At 62.7% G+C, this 23,468-nt stretch carries 22 protein-coding genes; 13 read left to right on the top strand and 9 right to left on the bottom strand.

The window, feature by feature from the left end; all coding sequences use genetic code 11:
• The first annotated feature begins 137 nt into the window (after positions 1-137).
• From M2497_RS12110 to M2497_RS12100, 3 genes are read left to right on the top strand one after another with little or no spacing between them, the layout of a single operon-like run.
• Complete coding sequence (locus tag M2497_RS12110) at positions 138-593, top strand: (2Fe-2S)-binding protein (RefSeq protein WP_071494947.1); 456 nt, start codon at positions 138-140, stop codon at positions 591-593.
• A complete protein-coding gene (locus M2497_RS12105) occupies positions 593-2,812 on the top strand; it encodes a xanthine dehydrogenase family protein molybdopterin-binding subunit (RefSeq protein WP_248487710.1) in 2,220 nt (739 codons plus the stop codon). The genes M2497_RS12110 and M2497_RS12105 overlap by 1 nt, the downstream gene beginning before the upstream one ends.
• 16 nt (positions 2,813-2,828) lie before the next feature.
• Positions 2,829-4,172: a cytochrome c gene (locus M2497_RS12100; RefSeq protein WP_248487709.1), complete on the top strand. Its 1,344-nt coding sequence runs from the start codon at positions 2,829-2,831 to the stop codon at positions 4,170-4,172.
• Between the two features lie 2 nt (positions 4,173-4,174).
• Here M2497_RS12100 and M2497_RS12095 read toward each other — a convergent pair whose 3' ends face one another.
• Positions 4,175-5,251 carry a GlxA family transcriptional regulator gene (locus M2497_RS12095; protein WP_248487708.1) on the bottom strand — a complete coding sequence of 359 codons (1,077 nt, stop codon included), beginning with the start codon at positions 5,249-5,251 and terminating at the stop codon, positions 4,175-4,177.
• On the bottom strand, positions 5,248-6,657 hold the full coding sequence (gene gabP, locus M2497_RS12090; protein WP_248487707.1) for a GABA permease: 1,410 nt from the start codon (positions 6,655-6,657) through the stop codon (positions 5,248-5,250). The genes M2497_RS12095 and gabP overlap by 4 nt, the downstream gene beginning before the upstream one ends.
• A gap of 347 nt (positions 6,658-7,004) precedes the next feature.
• On the opposite strand from gabP, the gene M2497_RS12085 reads away from it, so the two are divergent.
• From M2497_RS12085 to M2497_RS12045, 8 genes are all read left to right on the top strand, one after another.
• Positions 7,005-7,286, top strand: coding sequence for a BrnT family toxin (locus M2497_RS12085; protein WP_248487706.1), 282 nt, complete (start codon positions 7,005-7,007; stop codon positions 7,284-7,286).
• 3 nt (positions 7,287-7,289) lie between these two features.
• Positions 7,290-7,643, top strand: coding sequence for a BrnA antitoxin family protein (locus M2497_RS12080; protein WP_248487705.1), 354 nt, complete (start codon positions 7,290-7,292; stop codon positions 7,641-7,643).
• A 191-nt stretch (positions 7,644-7,834) separates the two neighbouring features.
• The gene (locus M2497_RS12075; RefSeq protein WP_248487704.1) at positions 7,835-8,938 is read left to right on the top strand and encodes a serine hydrolase domain-containing protein; all 1,104 of its coding nucleotides are present in this window, start codon (positions 7,835-7,837) and stop codon (positions 8,936-8,938) included.
• 126 nt (positions 8,939-9,064) lie between these two features.
• Complete coding sequence (gene flgG, locus M2497_RS12070) at positions 9,065-9,850, top strand: flagellar basal-body rod protein FlgG (protein WP_248487703.1); 786 nt, start codon at positions 9,065-9,067, stop codon at positions 9,848-9,850.
• Between the two features lie 63 nt (positions 9,851-9,913).
• A complete protein-coding gene (locus tag M2497_RS12065) occupies positions 9,914-10,663 on the top strand; it encodes a response regulator (RefSeq protein ID WP_248487702.1) in 750 nt (249 codons plus the stop codon).
• Entirely contained in the window at positions 10,660-11,721 is a 1,062-nt protein-coding gene (locus M2497_RS12060) for an ATP-binding protein (protein ID WP_058427071.1), read from the top strand. The genes M2497_RS12065 and M2497_RS12060 overlap by 4 nt, the downstream gene beginning before the upstream one ends.
• Positions 11,722-11,942: 221 nt before the next feature.
• On the top strand, positions 11,943-12,248 hold the full coding sequence (locus M2497_RS12050) for a hypothetical protein (RefSeq protein ID WP_248487700.1): 306 nt from the start codon (positions 11,943-11,945) through the stop codon (positions 12,246-12,248).
• Between the two features lie 456 nt (positions 12,249-12,704).
• Positions 12,705-14,741: an NADH:flavin oxidoreductase gene (locus M2497_RS12045; RefSeq protein WP_248487699.1), complete on the top strand. Its 2,037-nt coding sequence runs from the start codon at positions 12,705-12,707 to the stop codon at positions 14,739-14,741.
• On the opposite strand, the gene M2497_RS12040 is transcribed toward M2497_RS12045, so the two are convergent.
• The 6 genes from M2497_RS12040 to M2497_RS12015 form a co-directional block, all read right to left on the bottom strand.
• Positions 14,738-15,409, bottom strand: coding sequence for a TetR/AcrR family transcriptional regulator (locus M2497_RS12040; protein ID WP_248487698.1), 672 nt, complete (start codon positions 15,407-15,409; stop codon positions 14,738-14,740). The genes M2497_RS12045 and M2497_RS12040 overlap by 4 nt on opposite strands.
• A 99-nt stretch (positions 15,410-15,508) precedes the next feature.
• Positions 15,509-16,807: a C4-dicarboxylate transporter DctA gene (dctA, locus tag M2497_RS12035; RefSeq protein WP_248487697.1), complete on the bottom strand. Its 1,299-nt coding sequence runs from the start codon at positions 16,805-16,807 to the stop codon at positions 15,509-15,511.
• A gap of 40 nt (positions 16,808-16,847) precedes the next feature.
• Positions 16,848-17,789 (bottom strand): D-2-hydroxyacid dehydrogenase, encoded by a 942-nt coding sequence (locus M2497_RS12030; protein WP_248487696.1) that lies wholly within the window; start codon positions 17,787-17,789, stop codon positions 16,848-16,850.
• Positions 17,786-18,169, bottom strand: a complete 384-nt coding sequence (locus tag M2497_RS12025; RefSeq protein ID WP_179029012.1) for a VOC family protein — start codon at positions 18,167-18,169, stop codon at positions 17,786-17,788. The genes M2497_RS12030 and M2497_RS12025 overlap by 4 nt, the downstream gene beginning before the upstream one ends.
• Positions 18,162-19,112, bottom strand: coding sequence for a hydroxymethylglutaryl-CoA lyase (locus tag M2497_RS12020; protein ID WP_248487695.1), 951 nt, complete (start codon positions 19,110-19,112; stop codon positions 18,162-18,164). Before M2497_RS12020 ends, M2497_RS12025 begins: the two co-directional genes overlap by 8 nt.
• 16 nt (positions 19,113-19,128) lie before the next feature.
• Complete coding sequence (locus tag M2497_RS12015; protein WP_248487694.1) at positions 19,129-20,319, bottom strand: CoA transferase; 1,191 nt, start codon at positions 20,317-20,319, stop codon at positions 19,129-19,131.
• 113 nt (positions 20,320-20,432) lie between these two features.
• Here M2497_RS12015 and M2497_RS12010 point away from each other — a divergent pair, with 113 nt between their 5' ends.
• Complete coding sequence (locus M2497_RS12010; protein ID WP_248487693.1) at positions 20,433-21,335, top strand: LysR family transcriptional regulator; 903 nt, start codon at positions 20,433-20,435, stop codon at positions 21,333-21,335.
• On the opposite strand, the gene M2497_RS12005 is transcribed toward M2497_RS12010, so the two are convergent.
• Positions 21,311-22,288 (bottom strand): hypothetical protein, encoded by a 978-nt coding sequence (locus tag M2497_RS12005; protein WP_248487692.1) that lies wholly within the window; start codon positions 22,286-22,288, stop codon positions 21,311-21,313. The two genes, M2497_RS12010 and M2497_RS12005, sit on opposite strands and share 25 nt — an antisense overlap.
• Before the next feature lie 418 nt (positions 22,289-22,706).
• On the opposite strand from M2497_RS12005, the gene M2497_RS12000 reads away from it, so the two are divergent.
• A complete protein-coding gene (locus M2497_RS12000) occupies positions 22,707-23,468 on the top strand; it encodes a hypothetical protein (protein WP_248487691.1) in 762 nt (253 codons plus the stop codon).

Genomic DNA, 23,468 nt, shown 5'->3' with positions numbered 1-23,468 from the left:
TGAATACTTGCCTGATCCTCCGACTTATCGATTAACGGATAGATAGCCCTTGCGCGCTGGTCTAGAGTTCGACAATAAGCGGCCACTGCGTTCACACCTAAAACAGGCCGCACCTACCGATGATCAGCAGGTGAGCCATGGAATTACGAATCAACCAAAAGGCCTATCAGGTCGATGCCGACGCGGACACCCCATTGCTGTGGGTGATCCGCGATGACCTGGGCCTGACCGGCACCAAGTACGGCTGCGGCCTGGCCCAGTGCGGCGCCTGTTCGGTGCTAGTGGACGGCAATGTGGTGCGCTCCTGCGTCACGCCGGTGGCCGGGGTGGTCGGGCGGGAAATCACCACCATCGAAGCGATTGAAGACGACGAGGTGGGCAAGCGTGTGGTCGCGACCTGGGTCGAGCAACAGGTGGCGCAATGCGGCTACTGCCAGTCCGGGCAGGTGATGGCGGCCACGGCGCTGCTCAAGCACACCCCCGCACCGAGCAAGGCGCAGATCGACGCGGCCATGATCAACCTGTGCCGCTGCGGCACGTACAACGCCATCCATGCGGCCGTCGATGCCCTGGCCAAGCAGGAGGGCGCGTAATGAACATCCTCAACGAACTGCTCGATGCACCGGTCAACCTGTCACGCCGCCGCTTTCTGGCGAGCACCGCCGTGGGCGCGCTGGTCATCGGTTTCGGCCTGCCACTGGGCTCGGGCCGGGTGCAAGCCGCCACTGCCGCTGAACGCGGTACCCAGGTGCCGGCGTTTCTGGAGATTCGCCCGGACGGCACGGTGCGCCTGCTCAGCCCCTTCATGGAAGGCGGGCAAGGCACCCACACCGCCATGGCGCAGATTGTCGGCGAAGAACTGGATGCCGACCCCGCCACTTTCATCGTCGAGGCCGCGCCGCCCGGCGAAACCTATGTGGTGATGGAGAACGGCCTGCGCATCACCGGCGGCAGCATGTCGGTGCGCATGAGCTACCCGACCATGCGCCGCCTCGGCGCCCTCGCCCGCGCGATGTTGCTGCAGGCCGGCGCCAAACAATTCGGCGTGCCGGTGGGCGAACTGACCACCCAACCTGGCCGAGTCGTGCACGCGGCATCCGGCCGTTCGCTGGGGTATGGCGAACTGGCCAGCAGCGCCCTCGACATGCCCGTGCCCGATCCCGCCAGCATCACCCTGCGCGACCCGAGCCAGTTCCGCTGGATCGGCAAGCCGGTCAAGCGCCTCGACGCCTACGACAAATCCACTGGCAAGGCGCTCTACAGCATCGACCTGAAAGTCGACGATATGCTCCACGCCGCCGTCCAGCACGCGCCACGCCTGGGCATGACCGTGGGCAGCCTGCGCAACCAGGCGCAGGTCGAAGGCATGAAAGGCGTGCATTCGGTGCACGTGCTGCCCGGTGCGGTGGCGGTGGTGGCTGAACGCTGGTGGCACGCCAAGCGTGCGGTGGAAGCGGTCCAGGTCGACTGGCAGGAAGCGGCCGCCGACTCGACGCTGCGCGTGATGCCGGCGGACTTCTCCAGCGACAAGCATTTCGAGTTCCTCGCCGCCCAGCAAGGGCCGGCCCGTGACGATGAGAACGAAGGCGACGTGGCCGCCGCGCTCAAAGGCGCCAAGACCCAGGTCGAAGCGACGTATCACAACCAGTACCTCAACCACGGCCAGTTGGAGCCGCCCTCTGCCCTGGCCCGCTTCAACCCGGACGGCACCCTGGATATCTGGCTGCCCAACCAGGCGCCGGACATGTTCCGCACCGACATCGCCAAGCGCACCGGCCTGGACGCAGCGAAGATCAACCTGCACTCGCCGTTGCTCGGCGGCTTTTTCGGCCGGCATTTCCTGTATGACTCGGCCAACCCCTACCCGCAGGCCATCGCGCTCGCCAAGGCGGTGGGCCGTCCGGTCAAGCTGATCTGGAGTCGTGAGGAAGAGTTCCTGCGCGATGTATTGCGCCCGGTGGCCGTGGTCAAGTTCCGCGCCGCACTGGATGACAAAGGCCTGCCGGTGGCCATCGAAGCGGTAAGCGCCACCGAAGGCCCGACCGAAGCCCTCGCCGGCAAACAGGGCGACAAGATCGACCCCACGGCGGTCGAAGGATTGTCGGGCAAGTCCTACGCCATCCCCAACAAACGCATCGCGCAGATCTACGTCAAAGGCGCGCCCATGCTCGGCTACTGGCGTTCGGTGGGCAATTCGCTGAATGACTTTTTCTATGAATCGTTCCTCGACGAACTGGCGGACAAGGGCAAACAGGATCCCTATGAACTGCGCCTGCACCTGCTGCGCGACAACCCACGGCTGACCACCCTGCTGAACGCCGCGGTTGAACTGTCTGGCGGCTGGAAGCGTGGCCCCTTCACCGCTGAAGACGGCAGCCGACGCGCACGCGGCGTGGCCATGGCATCGCCGTTCGGTTCGCACACGGCGGCGATCGCCGAGGTGTCCATCGAGAATGGCAAGGTCAGGGTGCACGATATCTGGCAGGCCATTGACCCGGGCAGCATCGTCAACCCGGCGATTGTCGAGGCCCAGGTGAATGGCGCGGTGGCGCTGGGCTTGTCTCAGACCTTGCTGGAAGAAGCGGTGTACGTGGACGGCAAGCCACGGGCGCGCAACTACGACCTGTATCCGATCCTGGCGCCGGCGCAGATGGCGCGGGTGCATGTGCGGATCGTCGAGAGTGGCGAAAAGATGGGCGGTATCGGCGAGCCACCGTTGCCCGCCGTGGCACCAGCCGTGGCGAATGCAGTGGCGCAATTGACCGGCCAGCGTGTTCGCAGCCTGCCCTTGAGCCGACACACCTTCAGCTGACTTTCAGGAAATGCCCATGAACAACCGTCGATTCGCAAGAACCGCAGGCTGGCTGGCGCTGCCCTGCCTGGTCGCCGCAGGCCTGCTGGCCTGGTACGTCACCCGTGAGCCCGCTACACCGTTTGCACAAACACCGGCCAACGCCACCTTCGAGCCGGCTCTGGTCAGCCGCGGTGAATATGTCGCGCGTGTCAGCGACTGCGTGGCCTGCCACAGCCTGCCGGGCAAGGCGCCGTTTGCCGGTGGCCTGGAAATGGCCACGCCGTTGGGGGCGATCCATGCCACCAACATCACCCCGGACAAAACCACCGGGATCGGCACCTACAGCCTGGCCGACTTTGACCGCGCGGTACGCCATGGCGTCGCGCCGGGTGGTCGACGGTTGTACCCGGCGATGCCCTACCCCTCCTATGTCAAGCTCAGCGACGACGACATGAAAGCGCTGTACGCGTTCTTTATGCAGGGCGTACAACCGGCCAACCAGCCGAATATCCCCAGTGATATTCCGTGGCCGCTCAACCTGCGCTGGCCCATCGCCCTGTGGAACGGCGTGTTCGCACCGACCGCGCCGTACGCGGCCAAACCCAACCAGGACGCGCTGTGGAATCGCGGCGCCTACATCGTCCAAGGCCCCGGCCACTGCGGCAGTTGCCACACGCCACGCGGGCTGGCCTTCAACGAGAAGGCACTGGATGAGTCAGGTGCGCCGTTCCTTGCCGGCGCCCTGCTCGACGGCTGGTATGCACCGAGCCTGCGCCAGGACCCCAACACCGGACTGGGCCGCTGGGACGAGGCGCAGATCGTGCAGTTCCTCAAGACCGGGCGCAATGCCCATGCGGTGGTCTACGGTTCGATGACCGAAGCCTTCAACAACTCCACGCAGTTCATGCAGGACGACGACCTGGCCGCCATCGCCCGCTACCTCAAGTCACTGCCCGGCGACCCACAGCGCGACGGCACTCCCTGGCAGTATCAGGCGGTCGCCGCCAACCCGGACACCCCCGGCGCCAACACCTACGCGACCCGCTGCGCCTCGTGCCACGGCCTTGACGGCAAGGGCCAGCCCGAATGGATGCCACCCCTGGCCGGCGCCACCTCGGCCCTGGCCAAGGAAAGCGCCTCAGCCATCAACATCACCCTCAACGGCTCGCAACGCGTGGTGACGGCTGGCGTGCCGGACGCCTATCGCATGCCGGCGTTCCGTGAGCAACTGACCGACCCGCAAATCGCCGAGGTGCTCAGCTATGTGCGCGGCACCTGGGGTAACAACGGCGGCGCGGTGGATGTGAAGGCGGTGAGCAAGTTGCGCGGGCACACCGACCCGGCGAGCAGCAGCCCGATCATCTTGCATATGCGCTGAGTTCAGGGCTTCAGGTTTTTCACACTGGCAAACGTTGCCTCGCCCCGCGCCTGCTCCAATACATTCATTGGCGCGGGCGCCGGCAATGTGTGCAACGCCGGCTTGAGCACGATGGACCGCTCGCTGTCCGTGACGGAACGCTCGTCACTGGGCGGCACGCCGAAGTACTCGCGATAGCACTTGGAGAAATGCGGCGTGGACACAAAGCCGCAGAGCACGGCCAATTCGACGATTGAAATCGGTGTCTGCTTGAGCAACTGCCGCGCGCGGATCAGCCGCAAGCGAAGGTAGTAGCGCGAGGGCGAACAGTGCAGGTACTTCTGGAACATGCGCTCGAGCTGGCGACGCGACAGCGCGACATACGCCGCCAGTTCATCCAGGTTGATCGGTTCTTCCAGGTTGGCTTCCATCAATGCCACGACTTCCTGCAGCTTGGGCTGCTGGGTGCCGAGCATGTGCTTGAGGGGTACGCGCTGGTGGTCCTGCTCGTTGCGGATGCGCTCGTAGACAAACATGTCCGAGATCGCCGCCGACAGTTCATGCCCGTGATCACGGCCGATCAGGTGCAGCATCATGTCCAGGGGCGCCGTGCCGCCTGAACTGGTGAGCCGGTCGCGGTCGAGGCTGAACAGGCTGGAACTGACCGTCACCCGTGGAAAGGCCTCCTGCATCGCCGCCAACCACTCCCAATGCACGCTGCATTCATACCCGTCGAGCAAGCCGGCCCGCGCCAACACAAAGCTGCCCGTACAAATGCCCCCCAGTCGCTTGGCGTAACGCGCCTGGCCGCGCAGCCACTTGACCAGTTCGCCGGTCACGGTGCCCTGAATGCCGATGCCGCCACACACCAACACAATCTCGGCGGAGGGCACACTGAGGATCGAACCGTCAGGCGTGATGGGCACACCGTCACTGGCCCACACCGGGTTGCCGTCCGGGCTAGCCGTGTGCCACGTGTAAAGCTCCTGGCCCGAGAGCTGGTTGGCCATGCGCAACGGCTCCACCGCCGCCGCCAGCGACATCAGGGTGAACTGGTCCAGCAGCAGGAAAACGATACTGCTGACCGGGCGGCCACTCATGATTGCGAAACTGCGGCCACTGGTTTTTGCGTGGGTTCCGGGTGCCGCGCCGTGAGCAAGCCGATCAAGGAAATTATCAGGGCCAGCACGAAGGTCGAAGAGACTTCGAAACGGTGTTCGGGCGTGAACAGCATCACCGTCAAGGCCGCGCAGATAAACGCGATGACCAGCCAGGTCAGCCACGGAAACAACCACATCTGGAAGCTCAGCGTGACCTTGCGCTGGCGCAGGATCTTGCGCATGCGCAACTGCGAAACCGCGATCACCAGGTACACCAGCAAGGCGATGGCCCCCGAACTGGCCAACAGGAACTGGAACAGCCCCGCCGGCATGAAGTAGCTGAGCAGGGTCACGCCCGCGCCGAGAATGGTGCTGGCGATCACCGCCGCCCTCGGCACACTCGCCGCCGAGGTCTTGTTCATCAGCGCGGGTGCATCTCCACGCTTGCCGAGGGAAAACAGCATGCGCGAGGCGATGTAGATGGAAGAGTTCATGCAACTGGCCACGGCGATCAGCACCACCACGTCCACCAGCAGCTTGGCGTGGGGAATGTTCATCAATTCCAACGCACGCTGATAGGAGCCGACCGAGGCCAGCAATGGGTCATCCCACGGCACCACGGAGATCACCACGAAGATCGACAACAGGTAGAACACCCCGATGCGCCACATCACCGAGCGCGTAGCCCGGGCGATGTTCTGCGCCGGGTTGCTGGACTCGGCCGCCGCAATGGTGACCGCTTCGGTGCCGATAAAACTGAACATGATGGTGATAAAGGCACCGACCACCGCCGACAGCCCGTTGGGCGCAAACCCGCCATGGTCCTGCATCAACTGGCCGAGCCCACTGGCCTCACGTTCCGGCACCCAGCCCATCAGCACCGCAAAGCCCACGCCGATAAAAGCGATGATCGCGATCACCTTGGCCATGGCGAACCAGAACTCGAATTCGCCGTACTTGGACACACTGAACAGGTTGGTGACCACCAACAAAAAGATCGACAACAAGGCAAACAGCCAAGCGTCGATCTGCGGGAACCACTGGTTGAGGATATGCCCGGCGGCCAGGGCCTCGATGGGAATCACCAGCACCCAGAACCACCAGTACAGCCAGCCGATGGTAAAGCCGGCCCACCGGCCGATGGCCTGGTCGGCGTAGGTCGAGAATGAACCGGTGTCCGGGTTGGCCACCGCCATCTCCCCCAGCATGCGCATGACCAGCACCACCAGCAGGCCGGAAAACAGATAGGCCAGCAGCACCGCCGGCCCCGCCGCCGCAATCGCATGCCCGGACCCGACAAACAACCCCGCGCCGATAATCCCCGCAATGGAAAGCATGGTGACATGGCGCGGCTTGAAGCCTTGCGCCAACTGGCCGTTCGAGTCGCTGGAATGGAGGCTATTCATTGTTTTTGTTGTTCTCGGTGATCGGCGTGAGGACTGACTGGAGGGTCAGGCGATCATCATTTTTGAATGATGAGTCACCTTACGCGGGCTGACCGGCGCGAAAATAGCCTGGAAACGGCGGGGGTTGGTCTGATATCGACATAAGACCTTATCTGGCTATGGAATCGGAATCTGACTACTTAACGGATCACCGGTTACGCACGGACATACGCGGGCACCCTCCTCAAAATCGATCCCTCACTGATAGGTAGGGATGTGCGTACCCAAATCGGGACCCGCAGACGCTGAACCAATGCCCTGACTGTCGCTTTGTCCAATTGCTTTTATATACATATAAAATATGCATAATGAGAACTTTCAGGATTCAATACGACAAAGCAAAAAGCATCGCTAATCAGCAAAAGCACAAGGGCGTGAGCCTTGCCGATGCAGAACCGGTGTTTTACGACGAGACCGCTCTAACCATACAAGACAATGATCACGACGAAGAGCGTTGGATAATCATGGGTACGGACGCAAAGGGACGCGTATTGGTAGTGGCCTACACCTACCGCGATCCAAATTTCGTACGGATTATCAGTGCCAGGCGTGCATCCAAAAATGAACGACGCCAGTACTTGGAGGCTTGAACCATGAAAGACGAATACGACTTCAGCTCCGGCAAGCGAGGTGCAGTCGCCAGCAACAAAGGCAAAACCCGCATCACTATCATGCTGGATGATGCGGTGATCGCAGCCGCCCGCGAGCGAGCGGAAAATGCAGGTACGGGTTATCAAACCGTGATCAACAACCTACTGCGCCAAGTGTTGGTTTCCCAAGACGCGCATAACCTCGGATCCGCACCGACGAGAAAAGCCAAAACCCTGCAAGTCATCAAGGAGGGAATCAGCCTTTGCGAAGTCGAAGCGCTGGAACAGCAGCTGATCGCACTCGCTGGAGAGTTGCATCGAGTACTAGGCACGCCAGCCGACCAAATCAAAGGCTAAATCCACTCTGTCGAGATGATCATTTGCCCACACGCTCGATAAACATCCAACAGGTAGGTGAAATTCACCCACCCCCAGTGAGGGCTGGCCCTATCAACTACATGCACCCTCCATCAAACCTCCCGCAAACATCCACCCCCCTCGCGCACACTGGCGCCTCCTGAAACCGCAAAAACGCTTCAGAGGTGCCCATGTTCCGAACCCTTGCGGCGAGCATCCTGCTGATGTCCGCGCCCCTGGCGATAGCCACGCCGCTCACGGACGAACAGCGCTCGGCCATCGACCGCTATGTCAACGCAGAAATAACCCGGCAGCAGTTGCCGGGCCTGGCCCTGGGTATCTACCGAAACGGCCAGGCCGTGCTCGCCAAGGGCTATGGCCTGGCGAATGTGGAACTCAACGTGCCCATGAGCGCCGACAGCGTGTTGCAATCCGGCTCGGTGGGTAAATCCTTTACCGCAACGGCGGTCATGATGCTGGTGGAGCAAGGCAAGGTCGGCCTGGACGACAGCATCCGCACGTACTTCCCCGAGGCACCGGCGAGTTGGGCGCCGATCACGGTCGCCCATCTGTTGTCCCACACGTCCGGCTTGTCCGCCTACGACACACCAGCGCTGCAAAAGCCCGGTGGCCCATTGGATATACGCCGCGACTTCAGCGAAGCGCAGCTGGCCAAGGCGATCACCAAGCTGCCGCTGGACTTCAAGGCCGGGCAGAACTGGGCCTACGAAAACACCAATTTCGTGCTGCTCGGCATCCTGATCCAGCGTGTCAGCGGGCAGCCCTATGGTGAGTTTCTCCAGCAGCGCATCTTCATACCGCTGGGTATGCGCTCATCACGGGTCATCTCGGACCTTGAGATAGTGCCCAACCGGGCGGCGGGCTACGAGCGGGTCGACGGTGAGCTGAGGAACCAGGAATGGGTGTCGCCGACCTTCAATGCCACGGCTGACGGTACGCTCTATTTCACTGTCCGCGACCTGGAGCGCTGGGACCGCGCCCTCTACGATGAAACCCTGCTGACACACGCCTCGCTGCAACGGATGTGGACGCCCTACCCCTACGCCGGCAAACAGCGGGCGCAAGGCTACGGGTTCGGCTGGGAAATCCGCACGATCAACGGCCACCCCGTGGTCGAGCACGGCGGCTCCTGGCAAGGCTTTACCTCGTCCATCGCGCGCTACCTCGACGACCGGTTGACGGTGGTGGTGCTGACCAACCTGGATGCCGAACACAGCTACCCGGAAGTCATCGGACGTGGCGTCGCCGGCCTGATCGAACCCGGATTGAAGTGATCAGGGCCAACAAAAAATGCCGCTCTCCATCATTCCTCCACAAAACCTCCCCTGAATGCGCACGTTCGTTGCGCACAATAGGTTTCATCAGAGTGCCCGGTCGACCGGGTTCACACGGAGAACGGCATGATTCCAGCCCTGTACGTCGCAAAAACCGGCTTGTCGGCCCAGGACACGCAGCTGACGACGATTTCCAACAACCTGGCGAACGTTTCGACCACTGGGTTCAAACGTGATCGCGCCGAGTTCCAGGACTTGCTCTACCAGATCAAGCGCCAGCCGGGTGCGCAGTCGACACAGAACACTGCACTGCCGTCGGGGTTGCAACTGGGCACTGGCGTGCAGATCGTCGGCACCCAGAAAAACTTCAGCGCCGGCAGCCTGCAGACCACCGCGCAACCGCTGGACCTGGCGGTGAACGGGCGCGGTTTTTTCCAGGTGCTGCAGCCGGACGGCACCACCGGCTATACCCGCGACGGCACCTTTCACCTGAATGCCAATGGCCAGGTGGTCACGGCCAGTGGCTTTGCGCTGGAACCGGCCGTCGTGGTGCCGGACAACGCCAAGACCTTCACCGTGGGCCAGGATGGCACGGTGTCGATCACCGTGGCCGGCAACCCCGCTGCGCAAGTGATCGGCAACCTGCAGACCGCCGACTTCATCAACCCTGCGGGCTTGCAGGCAATCGGCAACAACCTGTTCCTGGAGACCGCCTCCAGCGGCGCGCCACAGGTCGGTACGCCGGGGCTCAATGGCTTCGGCACCACCCTGCAACGGTCCCTGGAGACCTCCAACGTGAGCACCGTTGAAGAGATGGTCAACATGATCACCACGCAACGGGCCTATGAGATGAACTCCAAAGTGATTTCCACCGCCAACCAGATGTTGGGCGCCCTCACCCAGAAGCTATGATCAACACTTGAACGCGTGGCCAGGGAGCGGCAAACACGACAAGGCTTATTCACCGAGCAGACTATGAACGATTTCCCCGTTACATCGACGCCCCGTCCGAACAGCGTCCGAGACACCCAGGCGCTGATCCTGATCGCCGAAGACGAGCCCGAGATCGCCGACATCCTGATCGCCTACCTCAAGCGCAGCGGTTTTCGTACCGCCCACGCCCTCGACGGCCGGCGCGCCCTGGAATTGCACCAGACGCTCAAGCCGGACCTGATGCTGCTGGACGTGCTGATGCCGCACGTGGATGGCTGGAAGGTCCTGGCCGAGGTGCGTCATCGCGGCAATACGCCGGTGATCATGCTGACCGCCCAGGACCAGGACATGGACAAGCTGATGGGCCTGCGCATCGGTGCCGACGACTATATCGTCAAGCCGTTCAACCCGGCCGAGGTGGTGGCGCGTACCCAGGCCGTGCTGCGACGCTCCATCGACTACAAATATGCCGCCGGTGCCAATGTGTTGCGGGTGGACGGGTTTGAAATCGATATCGAAAGCCATCAGGTCACGCTGAATATCGAGGGCAAGGTGTTGCCGCTGCTGCTGACCGTCACCGAATTCAAATTGCTCGCCCAGTTGGCTCGGGCACCCAAGCGCGTGTTCAGCCGCGCGGAATTGCTGGCGCTGTGCTCACCGGAAAGCGACAGCCTGGAACGCACGGTCGACAGCCATATCAGCAAGTTGCGCCGCAAGATCGAAGACCTGGGGCTGCAGGGCGTGCCGGCGAGCATTCGCGGCGTGGGCTACCGGTTCGGGAGTGGCGTGTGAAGAAGCTCAATGGCTTGAGCCGCCAGATCATTGCGGCCATGTCGGCGGTGGTGCTCTGCGTGATCGCCCTGGCCGTGATCGGCTCCTACGTGTTCTATGCGCTGTTGTGGACCTACTGGCCGCTCTCGGACGAGCAGGCCGATGCCTGGCTGCCGGCCAATGTCGAGTGGGCGTGGATGGCCTTGACCACCTGCGTCAGCCTGGCGGTGGGTGCCTTCGTGGCCACGCGGCTGTCGCGGCGGATCCTGATGCCGCTCAACTCGGTGGCCGAGAACCTGCGCAAACTGGCGGATGGCGACCTCGACGTGCAAGCCGTCGCCGGTGACCAGTCCATCGGTGAAGCGGCGATCCTGGTGGATGACTTCAACAGCATGGCCCAGCGCTTGAAGCGCATGGCCCAGGAGCAGGCATTCTGGAATGCGGCGATTGCCCATGAACTGCGCACGCCGTTGACCATCCTGCGCGGCCGCCTGCAAGGCTTGGCCGAGGGTGTATTCGAACCGGATACGGCGCAGTTCTACAGCCTGCTCGGTCAGGTCGAAGGGCTGGCGCGGATGATCGAGGACCTGCGGGTGGTGGGCCTGGGCGACAGCGGCTACCTCGAACTCAACGTGCAAGACGCCGACCTGGCCGCCGGCATTGAAGAGGATGTGCGGCTGTTCGAACCGAGCCTGGTCGCCGCCGGTTTTACCCTGCAACTGGACCTGCAACGCCGCACCCTGCGCTGCGACCCCGCCCGGATCCGCCAGGCCCTGCTGGCCCTGCTCGACAACGTGCGTCGACACGCGACACCCGGCAACGTCAACGTGCACCTGAGCACGCGCGATGGCATGCACTACCTGAGGGTGCGCGACGATGGCCCCGGGATCGATGAGGACCTGGCCATGCACCTGTTCGATGCCTTCCAGCGCGGCGAAAACTCGCGGTCCCGCGCCCAGGGTGGCAGCGGCCTGGGCCTGGCGGTGGTGCGCGCGATTGCCCTCGCCCACGGCGGTGCGGTGACGTGCCGGAAAATGGAAAACGGCGGAACGCTGTTTGAACTCAGTTGGAATCTTTAAGTAAACCAGGCCCCACCATGCGCATCTTTTCCATGATGTTCAGAACAACCCGGTGCTATCGATGCTTTGTCCTATTGGACACCGAGGGTATGTGCGTTGCATTCAAAAGCTGTGCAGCACTGCCTGGAAACGGGCACTGGATCGAAGTTGAATGCATCAACTTGTCGTGGCTGGGCAATCCCTTTCCCAGCCACGCCCGGATAGCTCAGCGAGCGTGAGAAATGAATTCGTCCTTATCACTCCTTGAAGAGTCGTTGAAACTGCACACTGCCCGGCTGAAACGGCTGCAGCGGTTGTGGGTGCCGCTGCAACAGCGCGCGCCCAAGTGGGTATTGGCGCTGTGGATCATCGGCGTAGCCGTTTCGCTGGCAACCCAATGCTGGTGCCATTGGTTCGTGACCGCGCCGCTGATCTGCGCGTTGATCATCGCGGAAATCGTGATCGACGAGGCGCAGATGACCCTGCTGCTGCGCACCGATGCCGTGCGCGATTTGTTGAGAGCAGCCCATGGCAGTTCATACGCCTGACGCTGGGGTGAGTGCACTTGTTGTGGCTTGCGGGCTTGTTGTGGTTTGTGGGCTTGTTGTGGTGAGCGGGCTTGCCCCGCGTTGGGCTGCGAAGCAGCCCCATCCAGGCGCCCCCTATTACTTCAGACACACCGAGGTGTAGGGTTTTGGGGCGGCTTCGCCACCCAACGCGGGGCAAGCCCGCTCACCACAACAAGCCTGCTCACCACAACAAGCGCTCGCCACAATGAGCCCGCTCACTACAACCTGAACATCCCCTCGAACCGCGCCTTGCTCGCTGCGTAACACGCCGCCACCACCTTATCCGCCGTGCTCTCCCGCGCCTGCATCATTTGGAGAACATCAGCAGGCCGCAATAAAAATGTACATGTCTGATACCAATAATTGACACCTATGTACATTTACCCTAATTTCAAATCGCCAAGCCTGATGATGCCCACGACGGAGCACACTCTGATGTCCAGCGATCCCCTGCTGCAGCCCTACAAGATCAAGCACCTGACACTGCGCAACCGGATCATGACCACGGCCCACGAACCGGCCTACCCGGTGGACGGCATGCCGCAGGCGCTGTACCGCGCCTACCACGTCGAACGCGCCAAGGCCGGTGTGGCCTTGACCATGACCGCAGGCTCCGCAGCGGTGTCGCGGGACAGCCCGCCGGTGTTCAACAACGTGCTGGCGTACAAGGATGAAGTGGTCGGCTGGCTGAAGGATCTGACGGACGAGTGCCACGAACACGGCGCGGCGGTGATGATCCAGCTGACACACCTGGGCCGCCGCACACGCTGGGACAAGGCCGACTGGCTGCCAGTGGTGTCGCCTTCACACCGGCGCGAGGCCTCGCACCGTTCCTTCCCGAAGAAGCTGGAAGACTGGGACATCGAGCGAATCATCAAAGACTACGTCGACGCGGCCGAGCGCATGCAGGCCGCCGGGTTGGATGGCCTGGAGCTGCAAGCCTACGGGCATTTGATGGACCAGTTCTGGTCGCCGCTCACCAACGATCTGGATGGCCCGTACGGCGGCTCGCTGGAAAACCGCATGCGCTTTACCTTCGACATCCTGCGCGGCATTCGCCAGCGGGTCGGTGAAGACTTCCTGCTCGGCGTGCGCTACACCGGCGACGAGGCGCTGCCGGGCGGGTTCGGCGCCTGCGAAGGGTTGCAGGTGTCGCACATGCTCAAGGACAGCGGCCTGGTGGACTTCCTCAATGTGGTGCGCGGGCATATCGACACGGACGCGGGCCTTACCGATGTGATCCCGATCCAGGGCATGCGCAACTCGCCGCACCTGGATTTTGCCGGCGAGATTCGCGCATCTACCGGGTTCCCCACCTTCCATGCGGCGAAAATCCCCGATGTCGCCACGGCGCGCTACGCCATCGCATCAGGCAAGGTGGACATGGTCGGCATGACCCGCGCCCATATGACCGACCCGCATATCGTGCGCAAGATCATCGAACGGCGTGAAGAAGACATTCGGCCCTGCGTCGGCGCCAATTACTGCCTGGACCGCATCTACCAGGGCGGTGCCGCGTACTGCATCCACAACCCCGCCACCGGTCGCGAAACCAGCATGCCCCATGCCATTCCCAAGGCGGCGGTGCGGCGCAAAGTGCTGATTGTCGGCACGGGACCTGCCGGGCTGGAAGCAGCGCGGGTCGCTGGGGAGCGCGGGCATGACGTCACGGTGCTGGAAGCGGCGGACCGGCCTGGCGGGCAGATCCGCCTGACCGCCCTGAGCGAGCGGCGCCGCGAGATGATCGGCATCATCGACTGGCGCATGGGCCAGTGCGAACGCCTCGGGGTCAAGTTCCACTTCAACACCTGGGCCGAGGCGGAGACGGTGCTGGGCTTTGAGCCGGACGTGGTGATCGTGGCCACTGGCGGCCTGCCCCACACCGAGGTGCTGGCCCAGGGCAATGAGCTGGTGGTGTCGACCTGGGACATCATTTCCGGCGACGTCAAGCCGGGGCGCCATGTACTGATCTTCGACGACGCCGGCGACCACGCGGCGTTGCAAGCGGCCGAGGTGATTGCGCAGAGCGGTGCCAGCGTCGAAATCGTCACCCCGGACCGCTCGTTCGCGCCGGAAGTCATGGCCATGAACCTGGTGCCCTACATGCGCAGCCTGCAGGACCTGGACGTGACCTTTACCGTGACCTATCGGGTCGAGACGGTGGAGCAACGCGACGGTCGGCTGCTGGTCACTTTCGGCAGTGACTACGGCACGGTGCACAAGCAGCGGGTGGTGGACCAGGTGGTGGTCAACCACGGCACCCTGCCGCTGGATGACCTGTACTTCGACCTGCGTGGGCATTCCAGCAACGGCGGCGCGGTCGAGCAGCACGACTTGATCGCCGGCAACGCGCAGCACCTGGTGACCAACCCCGAGGGTCGCTTCCAACTGTTCCGCATCGGCGATGCGGTGGCCGCACGCAACACCCATGCGGCGATCTACGACGCGTTGCGGTTGGTCAAGGACCTCTAAAGCGGTTCAAACTCCCCCGGTGCGGTCTCGGCGTAGCCAAACGCCCCGAAGAAGCGGTCCAGTTCACGCCGCTTCAAGGCCTTGCCGGTGAACACGCTGACGTACTGGGGAATACGCCGGAAGCGCACTACCACGTCCTCGCTGGTGTTCATCGAGATGTAGCCGATCTGCGTGAGGTAGATGGTCCGCGCACGCACATCGGCGGCCTCGTCATCGTAGCCAAAGCGCCGGAACATGCCGGTCAGGGCGCTGATGCGGGTGTCATCGGCCAGGGCGATTTCCGCACTGACTTCTGCCGACTGCATGGCCCAACTGCGCACGGCAAATTCGAACTGCGAGTCGAACAGCTGCGGGTTCAGCCAGCATTCAAAGACGTTGAGAATCGCTTCGGAAATGCTTTCAGCGTAACGCTCGCACTGGTGCACCAGGTTGCCGGTGTTCTTGTCGCGCCAGCGGGCCAGCAAGGCGGCGAGCAGTTGCTCGCGGTCCTCGAAGAACCAATAGAAACTGGTACGCGACAAGCCCAACTGCTTGGCCAGTGGCATCACGCGCACGGCGTCGATACCGGACTCTTTCAGGGCCGCGTAGGCCGCGTCCAGCCACACATCGACCGAGCCTCGCCAGCCCGTGTCCTGGTTCTTGCCTCGCGGTTTTGCCGATTGCGCCATCCAGTGGTCACCTTTGCCTGGGAATTGCCGGCCACTCTACACCCCACGCTGCGTGGTGCACAGCGAGTGTACAGCGGCGTACATTTCCCAGCCTGTGCCCTACCCCAACTCACGCTTGAGCTGCTCACGATCCAACGCCCCATCCCAGCGCGCAATGAACAGCGTGGCAACGCCGTTGCCGATCACGTTGATCAGTGCGCCACCCTCGGAGATAAAGCGGTACACGCCCAACACCAGCACCAGGCCCGCCGCCGGGATCACATCGATCGAGCCAAGGGTGGCGGCCAGGGTGATAAACGCACCACCCGTCACGCTCGCCGCGCCTTTGGAAGTCAGCAGCAGAATCAACAGCAGGGTCACCTGGTGATACAGCGACACGTCAATGTCCAGCGCCTGTGCAATGAAGATCGCCAGCACCGTCATGTTGATGCAGCTGCCGTCGAGGTTGAAGCAGTAACCGGACGGCACCACCAGGCCGACAGTGGACTTCTCGCAGCCGAGCTTTTCCAGCTTGCCCATCAGGCGCGGCAAGGCTGATTCGGACGACGATGTACCCAGCACCAGCACCAGTTCTTCACGGATGTACTTGAGGAACTTCCAAAGGCTGAAACCGGCCAGCCGCGCCACCAGGTTGAGCACCACGAACACGAATACCAGCCCGGTGACGTAGTAGCACACCAGCAGGTTCACGTAGGCGCCCAGGGACTGTACGCCGTATTTGCCCACGGTGAACGCCATGCCGCCGAACGCGCCCAGCGGCGCCAGGTACATGACGATCTTGAGCATCCGGAAGAACGCCTTGGCCACCAGGTCGATGGTGTTGAGCAACGGCTTGCCAGTGTCGCCCAGCAGTTGCAGGCCAAAGGCAAACAGCACCGAGATGAACAACACCTGGAGGATGTCGCCATCGGTAAACGCACCGAACACGGTGCTGGGCACGATGTGCGTGAGGAAGCCGACCACGCTCTGGTCGTGAGCCGCCTTGGTGTAGCCGGCGATGGCCGAAACGTCGAGGCTGGCCGGGTCGATGTGCATGCCGGCGCCCGGCTTGAACAGGTTGACGCCGATCAGGCCGACCACCAGGGCGATGGTGGTCAGTACTTCAAAGTAGACCAGCGACTTGAAGCCGATGCGGCCGATGCGCTTGAGGTCCTGCATGCCGGCGATACCGCTGACCACCGTGCAGAAGATGATCGGCGCGATCAGCATCTTGATCAGCTTGATGAAGGTGTCGCCCAAGGGCTTCATCTGTTCGCCCAGGCCCGGGCTGAAGTGACCGAGGATCACCCCCAGCACAATGGCCGCCAACACTTGCACATACAGGTGCTGGTACAGCGGTTTGCGCCGTGCCGGCGCCTGATTCACGGAGTCGACGGACGAGCTGATTATTTTTGTCATGGCTCTGCCTATAGGTTTTATGAGGGAAGTTGCTGGAGCTTCAGGTCACCGCGTTGATCGGTCGGTGGGCGGCGAATGCCTCGATGTTGGCGGCCAGCACGGCCTTGAGGCGTGCGACGCTGCTTTGGCTGGCCCAGGCGACGTGGGGCGTGACCAGCAAATTGGGGTGCTCGCAATGCAACAGCGGGTGGTCGGCCTGCGGCGGCTCCACGTGCAGCACATCCAGCGCCGCGCCGCCCAATCGGCCGCTGGCGAGCCCATCGAGCACGGCGTTTTCGTCCACCAGCGCCCCGCGTGCGGTGTTGATCAGCAACGCGCCGGGCTTCATCCGGGCGATCTCGGCGGCGCCGATCAGGTAGCGCGTGTGGGGCGTGAGCGGGCAATGCAGGGTCAGCGCATCGGCCTTGGCCAGCACCTCATTGAAGGCCGTGTAGCCCGCCCTCACCTGCGGCGCGCCACGGTGTTCGGCGAACAGCACGCTGATGTCGAGGGCCTTGGCCAGGCGCGCCACGCGGCTGCCGATATCACCGCGCCCGACGATGCCCAGGGTCGAGCCTTGCAGGTCCTGGATCGGCGCGCCGTGCACGCAAAAATGCGACGACTGCGGCCACTGGCTGGCCGACGCCGCGCGGTAGGCAAGCAGGTGGCGGCGCAGCGCAAACAAGGCGCCGATAACCGATTCGGCCACACTGACCGCGCTGTACGCCGGCACGTTGCACACCGTCACGCCCTGATCGCGGCAGGCGGCGATGTCCACGCAGTCGTAGCCGGTGGCCGCCACGCAGATCAGTTGCAAGCGCGGCAATTGCGCCAGTGTGGCGCGGTCGATGCGGACCTTGTTGGTGATCGCCACGTCGGCGTCGGCCAGGGCTTCAAGCACTTGGTCGGGGCGGGTTGTTTCCCGCGCGGTCCAGGCGCTGGCTTGAGCCGGGCGCGGCAACGCTGACGGCAGGCTAGCGCCGTCGAGAAACACGATATTCATGCAGGCACCTGCTCGGAGATTTCGATGAGGTTCAGGTCCGGGTCACGCACATACACCGAGCGAATCGGCCCGGTCGCGCCAGTACGCAGCACCGGGCCTTCGATGATCGGCCAGGCCTGGGTGTTCAAATGGCTGACCACCGCGTCCAGCGAGACACTGGCGATAAAGCACAGGTCCAGCGCGCCCGGCACCGGCAGGTGGGCCTTGGGCTCGAACTCATGCCCGCGCTCGTGCACATTGATTTTCTGGTTGCCGAAACGGAAAGCGATGCGGCCATTGCCAAAGGTCTCCAGGCGCAGGCCCATGACGCGGGTGTAGAAGTCTGTGCAGGCGGCAAGGTCAATCGTGGTGAGGACCAGGTGGTCGAGATGATCAATCATGGTGGGCTACCTGTTGGCTGAGGCTGTGCACGTGTGCAGGAATGGGATGCAGGTCCAGGCGCTTGCCGGCCTTGAGGATCTGGCCGGGGGTGGCATGGCCGATCAGCCCCGGCAAGCAGGCGGACGCCGCCAGTACGCGGTCCAGGTGCAGGCCGGTGTCATAGCCCATCAGGTGGAGCATGTGCACCAGGTCTTCCATGCACACATTGCCGCTCGCGCCGGGGGCATAAGGGCAGCCGCCGAGGCCGCCAAGCGACGCGTCGAAGCGGTCGATCCCGGCCTGCAACGCCCCCAGCGTATTGGCCAGCGCCATGCCCCGGGTGTTATGGAAATGCAGGGTCAGTTGCAGCTCGGGAAAGCGCTCGCGCACCTGCCGTGACAAATTCTCCACCTGCGTCGGATAGGCCATCCCGGTGGTGTCGCACAGCGTGACGCCGCGCACACCCAGCTCGGCGAACCGCCCGATCCACGCCAGCACCTCGTCGACCGGCACATCCCCCTGCATCGGGCAACCAAACACCGTGGACAGCGACACATTGACCGCCACCGGCCCACGCCCGATCACCCCCACCACTTCCCTGAGCTGGGCGAACGACTGTTCGCGGGTCATGCGCAGGTTGGAACGGTTGTGCGGCTCGCTCACCGACATCACCAGATTGGCCTCGTCGATGCCACAGCCCAGCGCCCGTTCGGCACCACGCACGTTGGGCACCAGCACCGTGTATTCCACGCCGCTTTGGCGCTGGATCCCGGCCATCACCGCCTCGGCATCGCGCAAGGCGGGGATGGCCTTGGGTGAGGTGAACGAGGTCACTTCGATCTTGGCGTAGCCGCACTGGCTCAGCGCATCGATCAGGGCGATTTTCTGCTCGGTGTCGATAAAGCTCTTTTCGTTCTGGAAGCCGTCACGGGTGGCGACTTCCTGCAGGTACAGGCGTTTCATTGAAGGGCTCCTTGGTTCAGATCAGGCCGCGAGCGCGCCAGGCGGCGCGGGTCGGTGCGTCGATACCGATGCCGTCGAGCACCGCATCGGTGTGCTGCCCCAGGCTCGGCGCGCGCGACTGCACGCGGCCAGGTGTGGCGGTCAGCTTGGGGACAATGCCGGGCAAGGTGACGGCGGTGCCGTCGTCCAGCTGGCTGGCGAGCAGCATGTCGCGCGCCTGGTAATGGGGGTCGGCGGCAATGTCGGCGGCGTCGTAGATCTTGCCGGAGGGGATGTTGGCGTCCTTCAGCGCGGCGAGTACCGCATCGAGGTTGCGCTCGGCCGTCCAGGTTGAAATCGCCGCGTCGATGCGGGCCACATGGCGTACGCGGCCATCGTTTTGCGCCAGTTCCGGGTCGTCGGCCAGGTCCAGGCGTTCGATCTTCTCCATCAAGCGTCGGTAGATGCTGTCGCCATTGCCGGCGATCAACGCATACTTTCCATCCTTGCAACGGTAGGCGTTGGTCGGCGCGATGCCGGGCAAGCTGCTGCCGGCCGGTTCGCGCACCGTGCCGAACACCGAATATTCAGGAATCAGGCTTTCCATCAGGTTGAACACCGACTCGTACAAGGCCACATCCACCTGCTGGCCGGCGCCGTGCTGCTGCTCGCGATGGCGCAGGGCAAGCAGCACACCGATCACCCCGTGCAAGGCGGACAGCGAGTCGCCGATCGACACCCCGACGCGCACCGGCGTACGCCCCGGCTCGCCGGAAAGATGGCGCAAACCGCCCATGGCCTCGCCGATCACGCCAAAGCCCGGCAGGTCGCGATACGGCCCGGTCTGGCCGTAGCCGGAGACCCGCAGCATGACCAGGCCGGGGTTGATCGCCGACAGTGCATCCCAGCCCAGGCCCCATTTTTCAAGGGTGCCGGGGCGGAAGTTCTCGATCAGGATGTCGGCGTCCTTGACCAGCCGCATGACCACTTCACGGGCTTCGCCCTGGCGCAGGTCGAGGGTGACCGATTGCTTGTTGCGCGACTGGGCGGCCCACCACACCGACGTGCCGTCGTGCAGCAGGCGCCATTTGCGCAGGGGGTCACCGGTGATTGGCGGTTCGATCTTGATCACTTCGGCGCCGAACTCGGCGAGGATCTTGGCGGCGAAGGGTCCGGCAATCAGTTGGCCCATTTCGACCACCTTGATGCCTTCCAGGGGTAGGCTCATGACGTTGTCCGTTGTTGTTGGAGGCGATGACCGGATAATCCGCGCAAAGACAGGTCGTGAGAATTTCAAAGATTTCCACTACTCTTTCCAGATTGGAAACCCAGGGCGTAAATATGATCAACCTGCTGCAACTGGACCTGGTGTCGCTGCGCCTGCTGGTGCTGGCCGCCAACACGCAAAACCTCACCCAGGCGGCCAACGGCGCGCACATGACCGTTTCCGCCGCGAGCAAGCGCCTGGCCGAACTCGAACGGGTGACCCATTGCACCCTGTTCAACCGCGTCCCCCGCGGCTTGCAACTCACGCCGGCCGGTCGAGGCCTGGCCGAGCATGCGCGCACAATGCTCGACGTCGCCCAGAAGATGGCCCATGACGCCGACGATTACGCCAAGGGTGTACGTGGGCATGTGCGGCTGTTTGCCAACACCTCGGCGGTGATCCAGTTCCTGCCGGCAGACTTGGCGGCCTTTCTGGCGGCCAACCCCCACGTGCGTATCGAACTGGAAGAAGCCCTGAGCGACCGTACGATTCACGCCGTGGAAAACGGCGAGGCCGAGATCGGCATTTTTGCCGACAACGTGCCCGCACCCGGCTTGCACGTGCGCCCCTACCGACGCGACCGCCTGGTAGTGCTGGTGCCGCAGACGCATGCGCTGGCGCAGTGCTCAAGCGTGTCCCTGGCCGATACCCTCGACTTTGACTACGTCGCCTTGAACCAGGGCAGCTCGCTGCTGCGGCGCATCAACGATGCCGCCGCCGGCACCGGCAAGCGCTTGAAGGTGCGTATCCAGGTCAGCAGCTTTGATGGGATCTGCCGGATGATCGAGGCGGGATTGGGGATTGGTATCCTGCCGTTGGGGTCGGTGCATCCCGAACTGCTGCAAGCGAAACTGCGGGCGATACCGCTGGAGGGGGAATGGGCGGCGCGGACCTTGTATGTCGGCGTGGCGGATCCGGCGCGGCTGTCACCGGAGGCGGCGAATCTGTTCGGCTATTTGAGTAGCCTTGACGATTGACGCACATCAAAACCCACCATGAACAATGCACGCTCGAGACTGAGGAGCGTCGTATCCTGCCCCTGTACCTTGAGTATCCGAATCACCTCACACAGGATGCGGCTTGTGGTTCGCACAAGCTCGGCCCACACCTCGGATTGATGTGGCTGCCCTGCGCGGCTTTTTTTGTAAAGATCGTCAAATTTGAAGCTCCCTCGCGAAGGGTCACGTGTTTCGACTGTGTTATTGGCCGTTTTCTGCCTGGGGCCCCAGCGAAAAGCAAGATCCTGCGGAACCTTACATTCCTCTGTCCCATCCAGCCATTTTCGCACCAACAACCCCAGCGCGGCCCCCACCCGGCCATCGTAGATGATGATGCCCTCAGGAGCCGCAGCAGCGTAGATCTTGGTCATCGCGGAATTCATCAGCAGTTTCGTGCCGTCGAAAACCGCCAGTGACTGGTTGTTCGTAGGGCCAAGCAGTGCGATCGCACGAAGGATAGAGCAGCACAGAGTCCTCTCGGCAGCCTGCGTCTGCACCCACCGCACGGACGCATTACCGGGCCTATTGCCAACGCCTCCCCATTTGAATATTTCCAGGCAGGCCGCGCGCGCATCAACGCACTGGTTCTCAACGAGCGCCTTGCGAAGTCGCGCTGCAATACTGGCGAAGTCATCAGGTGCTTTTTTTTCCGGCCAGGAGTAGTGCCTGGCTGCCTCGGCCAGGGACAAACACCACCAGTCGTTGCTCTGGCGCTGAGGGTGTTGCCGCCATGGCTTCCACACCCGACTCCTGGTGATCGGATAACGATGCTCGAAAGCACCTGGAGCACCTGACCAGAGGTTCGCCAGATAGTCAGCAAACGCGTGTTGAGCCGGGCTCAGGTTGCCAGCGGAGGATCGTATTTGAAGCGTATCCAGTTCAACCAATGCTGCGCACGCCGATGAGACTGTCTGAGCCGCCAATTGCGTCATGCTGACTTCCTTGCCTGGTCCAAAAATGGGATTGACGGCAAACACTAAAGGTCGCCTTGCGTCCCGCGCAAGGCTTCAATTTAGGCTGTCCTACTAAAGCTTTCATCCGCAGGGCCGATGTAGTGCTATGGAGCATGCTTTGCAAGCATGAAGTCCCACACCAACAAGGATGTTGTGAATGCCTCAGGCAACTTATTCCACGGCTGTTTTTGAGCCGATCTCGCGACGCACTCCTCCTATACGCCTAATACCGTTTCATTGCCGCTGGACTGAACCGGCCATGGCGGCTGCCTGCGATTCACCCATGTGCCAGACCAACGAGCAGCACCCCTCCCACCGTGGGCTCGCGTGACACTCGGCACATCACCTCCTGACGTTACACCTTCATCCCTTAGACGCCAGCACACAAGGAACTGTAATGAACGCGCCCCAAGACCTTAACCGCCTGTACTCCGACGTTTCAGACAGTATCGCCAGCGCCATGGCCGATATTCTGGAACTGAATGTCGAGCACAAAGAGGGCAAGCGCGAAGTTGGCAACATGACCGAGAAGCTTCGCGCCATCCAGGTTCGTTTCGATGGTGAACTCGACCAGTTGAAAACCCATGCCGAGTGGGACGTGTTCACCCTGGCGTTTTTCGGCGAAACCAATGCGGGCAAGAGCACGATCATCGAATCATTGCGCATTCTGTTCAAAGAAGAGTCCCGGCAAGCGCTGCTGGAACATAACGCCCACGACTTGGTGAAGTATGAACAGGCGCTGGCTGAACACATCGATGGATTGCGCGAAGGGCTGAATGCGGTTTATGCGGAGTATGCAGCGCAAATCACTGAAATCCGCCAGGGGACGCGTCATCTTTCCGAGATTTTGCAGGAAGAGGCCCTGTCCAGAAACCGCATCGCTGAGTCCGAGGCCCTGGCCCGAACCGCCCTCGCGCAGCAAGAGGCCAATGCCCGATTAAAGAATGAGCAAGCAGCCGCCGCGCAACAGTTGGAAGCCGAACAGGCAATAGCCGCCCAACAGCTGAAGGCCCAGCAGGAAGAGGCGGCGCAACGACTGCAACTGGCCCACGAACAATCCAACGCCAGAATCAGGACGAAGTTGATTGTTTTTACCTGCGGCGGACTGGTTCTGGGGGCTGCGGCATCGGCAGCGCTCTTGAAACTGGCAGGAGCGTGA

The sequence above is a fragment of the Pseudomonas sp. CYM-20-01 genome, from assembly GCF_023169845.1.
GTDB lineage: Bacteria > Pseudomonadota > Gammaproteobacteria > Pseudomonadales > Pseudomonadaceae > Aquipseudomonas > Aquipseudomonas azotoformans.
The sequence above is the reverse complement of the archived record's forward strand: the minus strand, read 5'-3'. Positions and strand labels throughout refer to the sequence as shown.

Bases quoted from the DNA above. Each gene is read 5' to 3' on its own strand.
- M2497_RS12110 (WP_071494947.1), top strand. From the start codon at position 138: ATGGAATTACGAATCAACCAAAAGGCCTATCAGGTCGATGCCGACGCG.
- M2497_RS12105 (WP_248487710.1), top strand. From the start codon at position 593: ATGAACATCCTCAACGAACTGCTCGATGCACCGGTCAACCTGTCACGC.
- M2497_RS12100 (WP_248487709.1), top strand. From the start codon at position 2,829: ATGAACAACCGTCGATTCGCAAGAACCGCAGGCTGGCTGGCGCTGCCC.
- M2497_RS12095 (WP_248487708.1), bottom strand. From the start codon at position 5,251: ATGAGTGGCCGCCCGGTCAGCAGTATCGTTTTCCTGCTGCTGGACCAG.
- gabP (WP_248487707.1), bottom strand. From the start codon at position 6,657: ATGAATAGCCTCCATTCCAGCGACTCGAACGGCCAGTTGGCGCAAGGC.
- M2497_RS12085 (WP_248487706.1), top strand. From the start codon at position 7,005: ATGAGAACTTTCAGGATTCAATACGACAAAGCAAAAAGCATCGCTAAT.
- M2497_RS12080 (WP_248487705.1), top strand. From the start codon at position 7,290: ATGAAAGACGAATACGACTTCAGCTCCGGCAAGCGAGGTGCAGTCGCC.
- M2497_RS12075 (WP_248487704.1), top strand. From the start codon at position 7,835: ATGTTCCGAACCCTTGCGGCGAGCATCCTGCTGATGTCCGCGCCCCTG.
- flgG (WP_248487703.1), top strand. From the start codon at position 9,065: ATGATTCCAGCCCTGTACGTCGCAAAAACCGGCTTGTCGGCCCAGGAC.
- M2497_RS12065 (WP_248487702.1), top strand. From the start codon at position 9,914: ATGAACGATTTCCCCGTTACATCGACGCCCCGTCCGAACAGCGTCCGA.
- M2497_RS12050 (WP_248487700.1), top strand. From the start codon at position 11,943: ATGAATTCGTCCTTATCACTCCTTGAAGAGTCGTTGAAACTGCACACT.
- M2497_RS12045 (WP_248487699.1), top strand. From the start codon at position 12,705: ATGTCCAGCGATCCCCTGCTGCAGCCCTACAAGATCAAGCACCTGACA.
- M2497_RS12040 (WP_248487698.1), bottom strand. From the start codon at position 15,409: ATGGCGCAATCGGCAAAACCGCGAGGCAAGAACCAGGACACGGGCTGG.
- dctA (WP_248487697.1), bottom strand. From the start codon at position 16,807: ATGACAAAAATAATCAGCTCGTCCGTCGACTCCGTGAATCAGGCGCCG.
- M2497_RS12030 (WP_248487696.1), bottom strand. From the start codon at position 17,789: ATGAATATCGTGTTTCTCGACGGCGCTAGCCTGCCGTCAGCGTTGCCG.
- M2497_RS12025 (WP_179029012.1), bottom strand. From the start codon at position 18,169: ATGATTGATCATCTCGACCACCTGGTCCTCACCACGATTGACCTTGCC.
- M2497_RS12020 (WP_248487695.1), bottom strand. From the start codon at position 19,112: ATGAAACGCCTGTACCTGCAGGAAGTCGCCACCCGTGACGGCTTCCAG.
- M2497_RS12015 (WP_248487694.1), bottom strand. From the start codon at position 20,319: ATGAGCCTACCCCTGGAAGGCATCAAGGTGGTCGAAATGGGCCAACTG.
- M2497_RS12010 (WP_248487693.1), top strand. From the start codon at position 20,433: ATGATCAACCTGCTGCAACTGGACCTGGTGTCGCTGCGCCTGCTGGTG.
- M2497_RS12005 (WP_248487692.1), bottom strand. From the start codon at position 22,288: ATGACGCAATTGGCGGCTCAGACAGTCTCATCGGCGTGCGCAGCATTG.
- M2497_RS12000 (WP_248487691.1), top strand. From the start codon at position 22,707: ATGAACGCGCCCCAAGACCTTAACCGCCTGTACTCCGACGTTTCAGAC.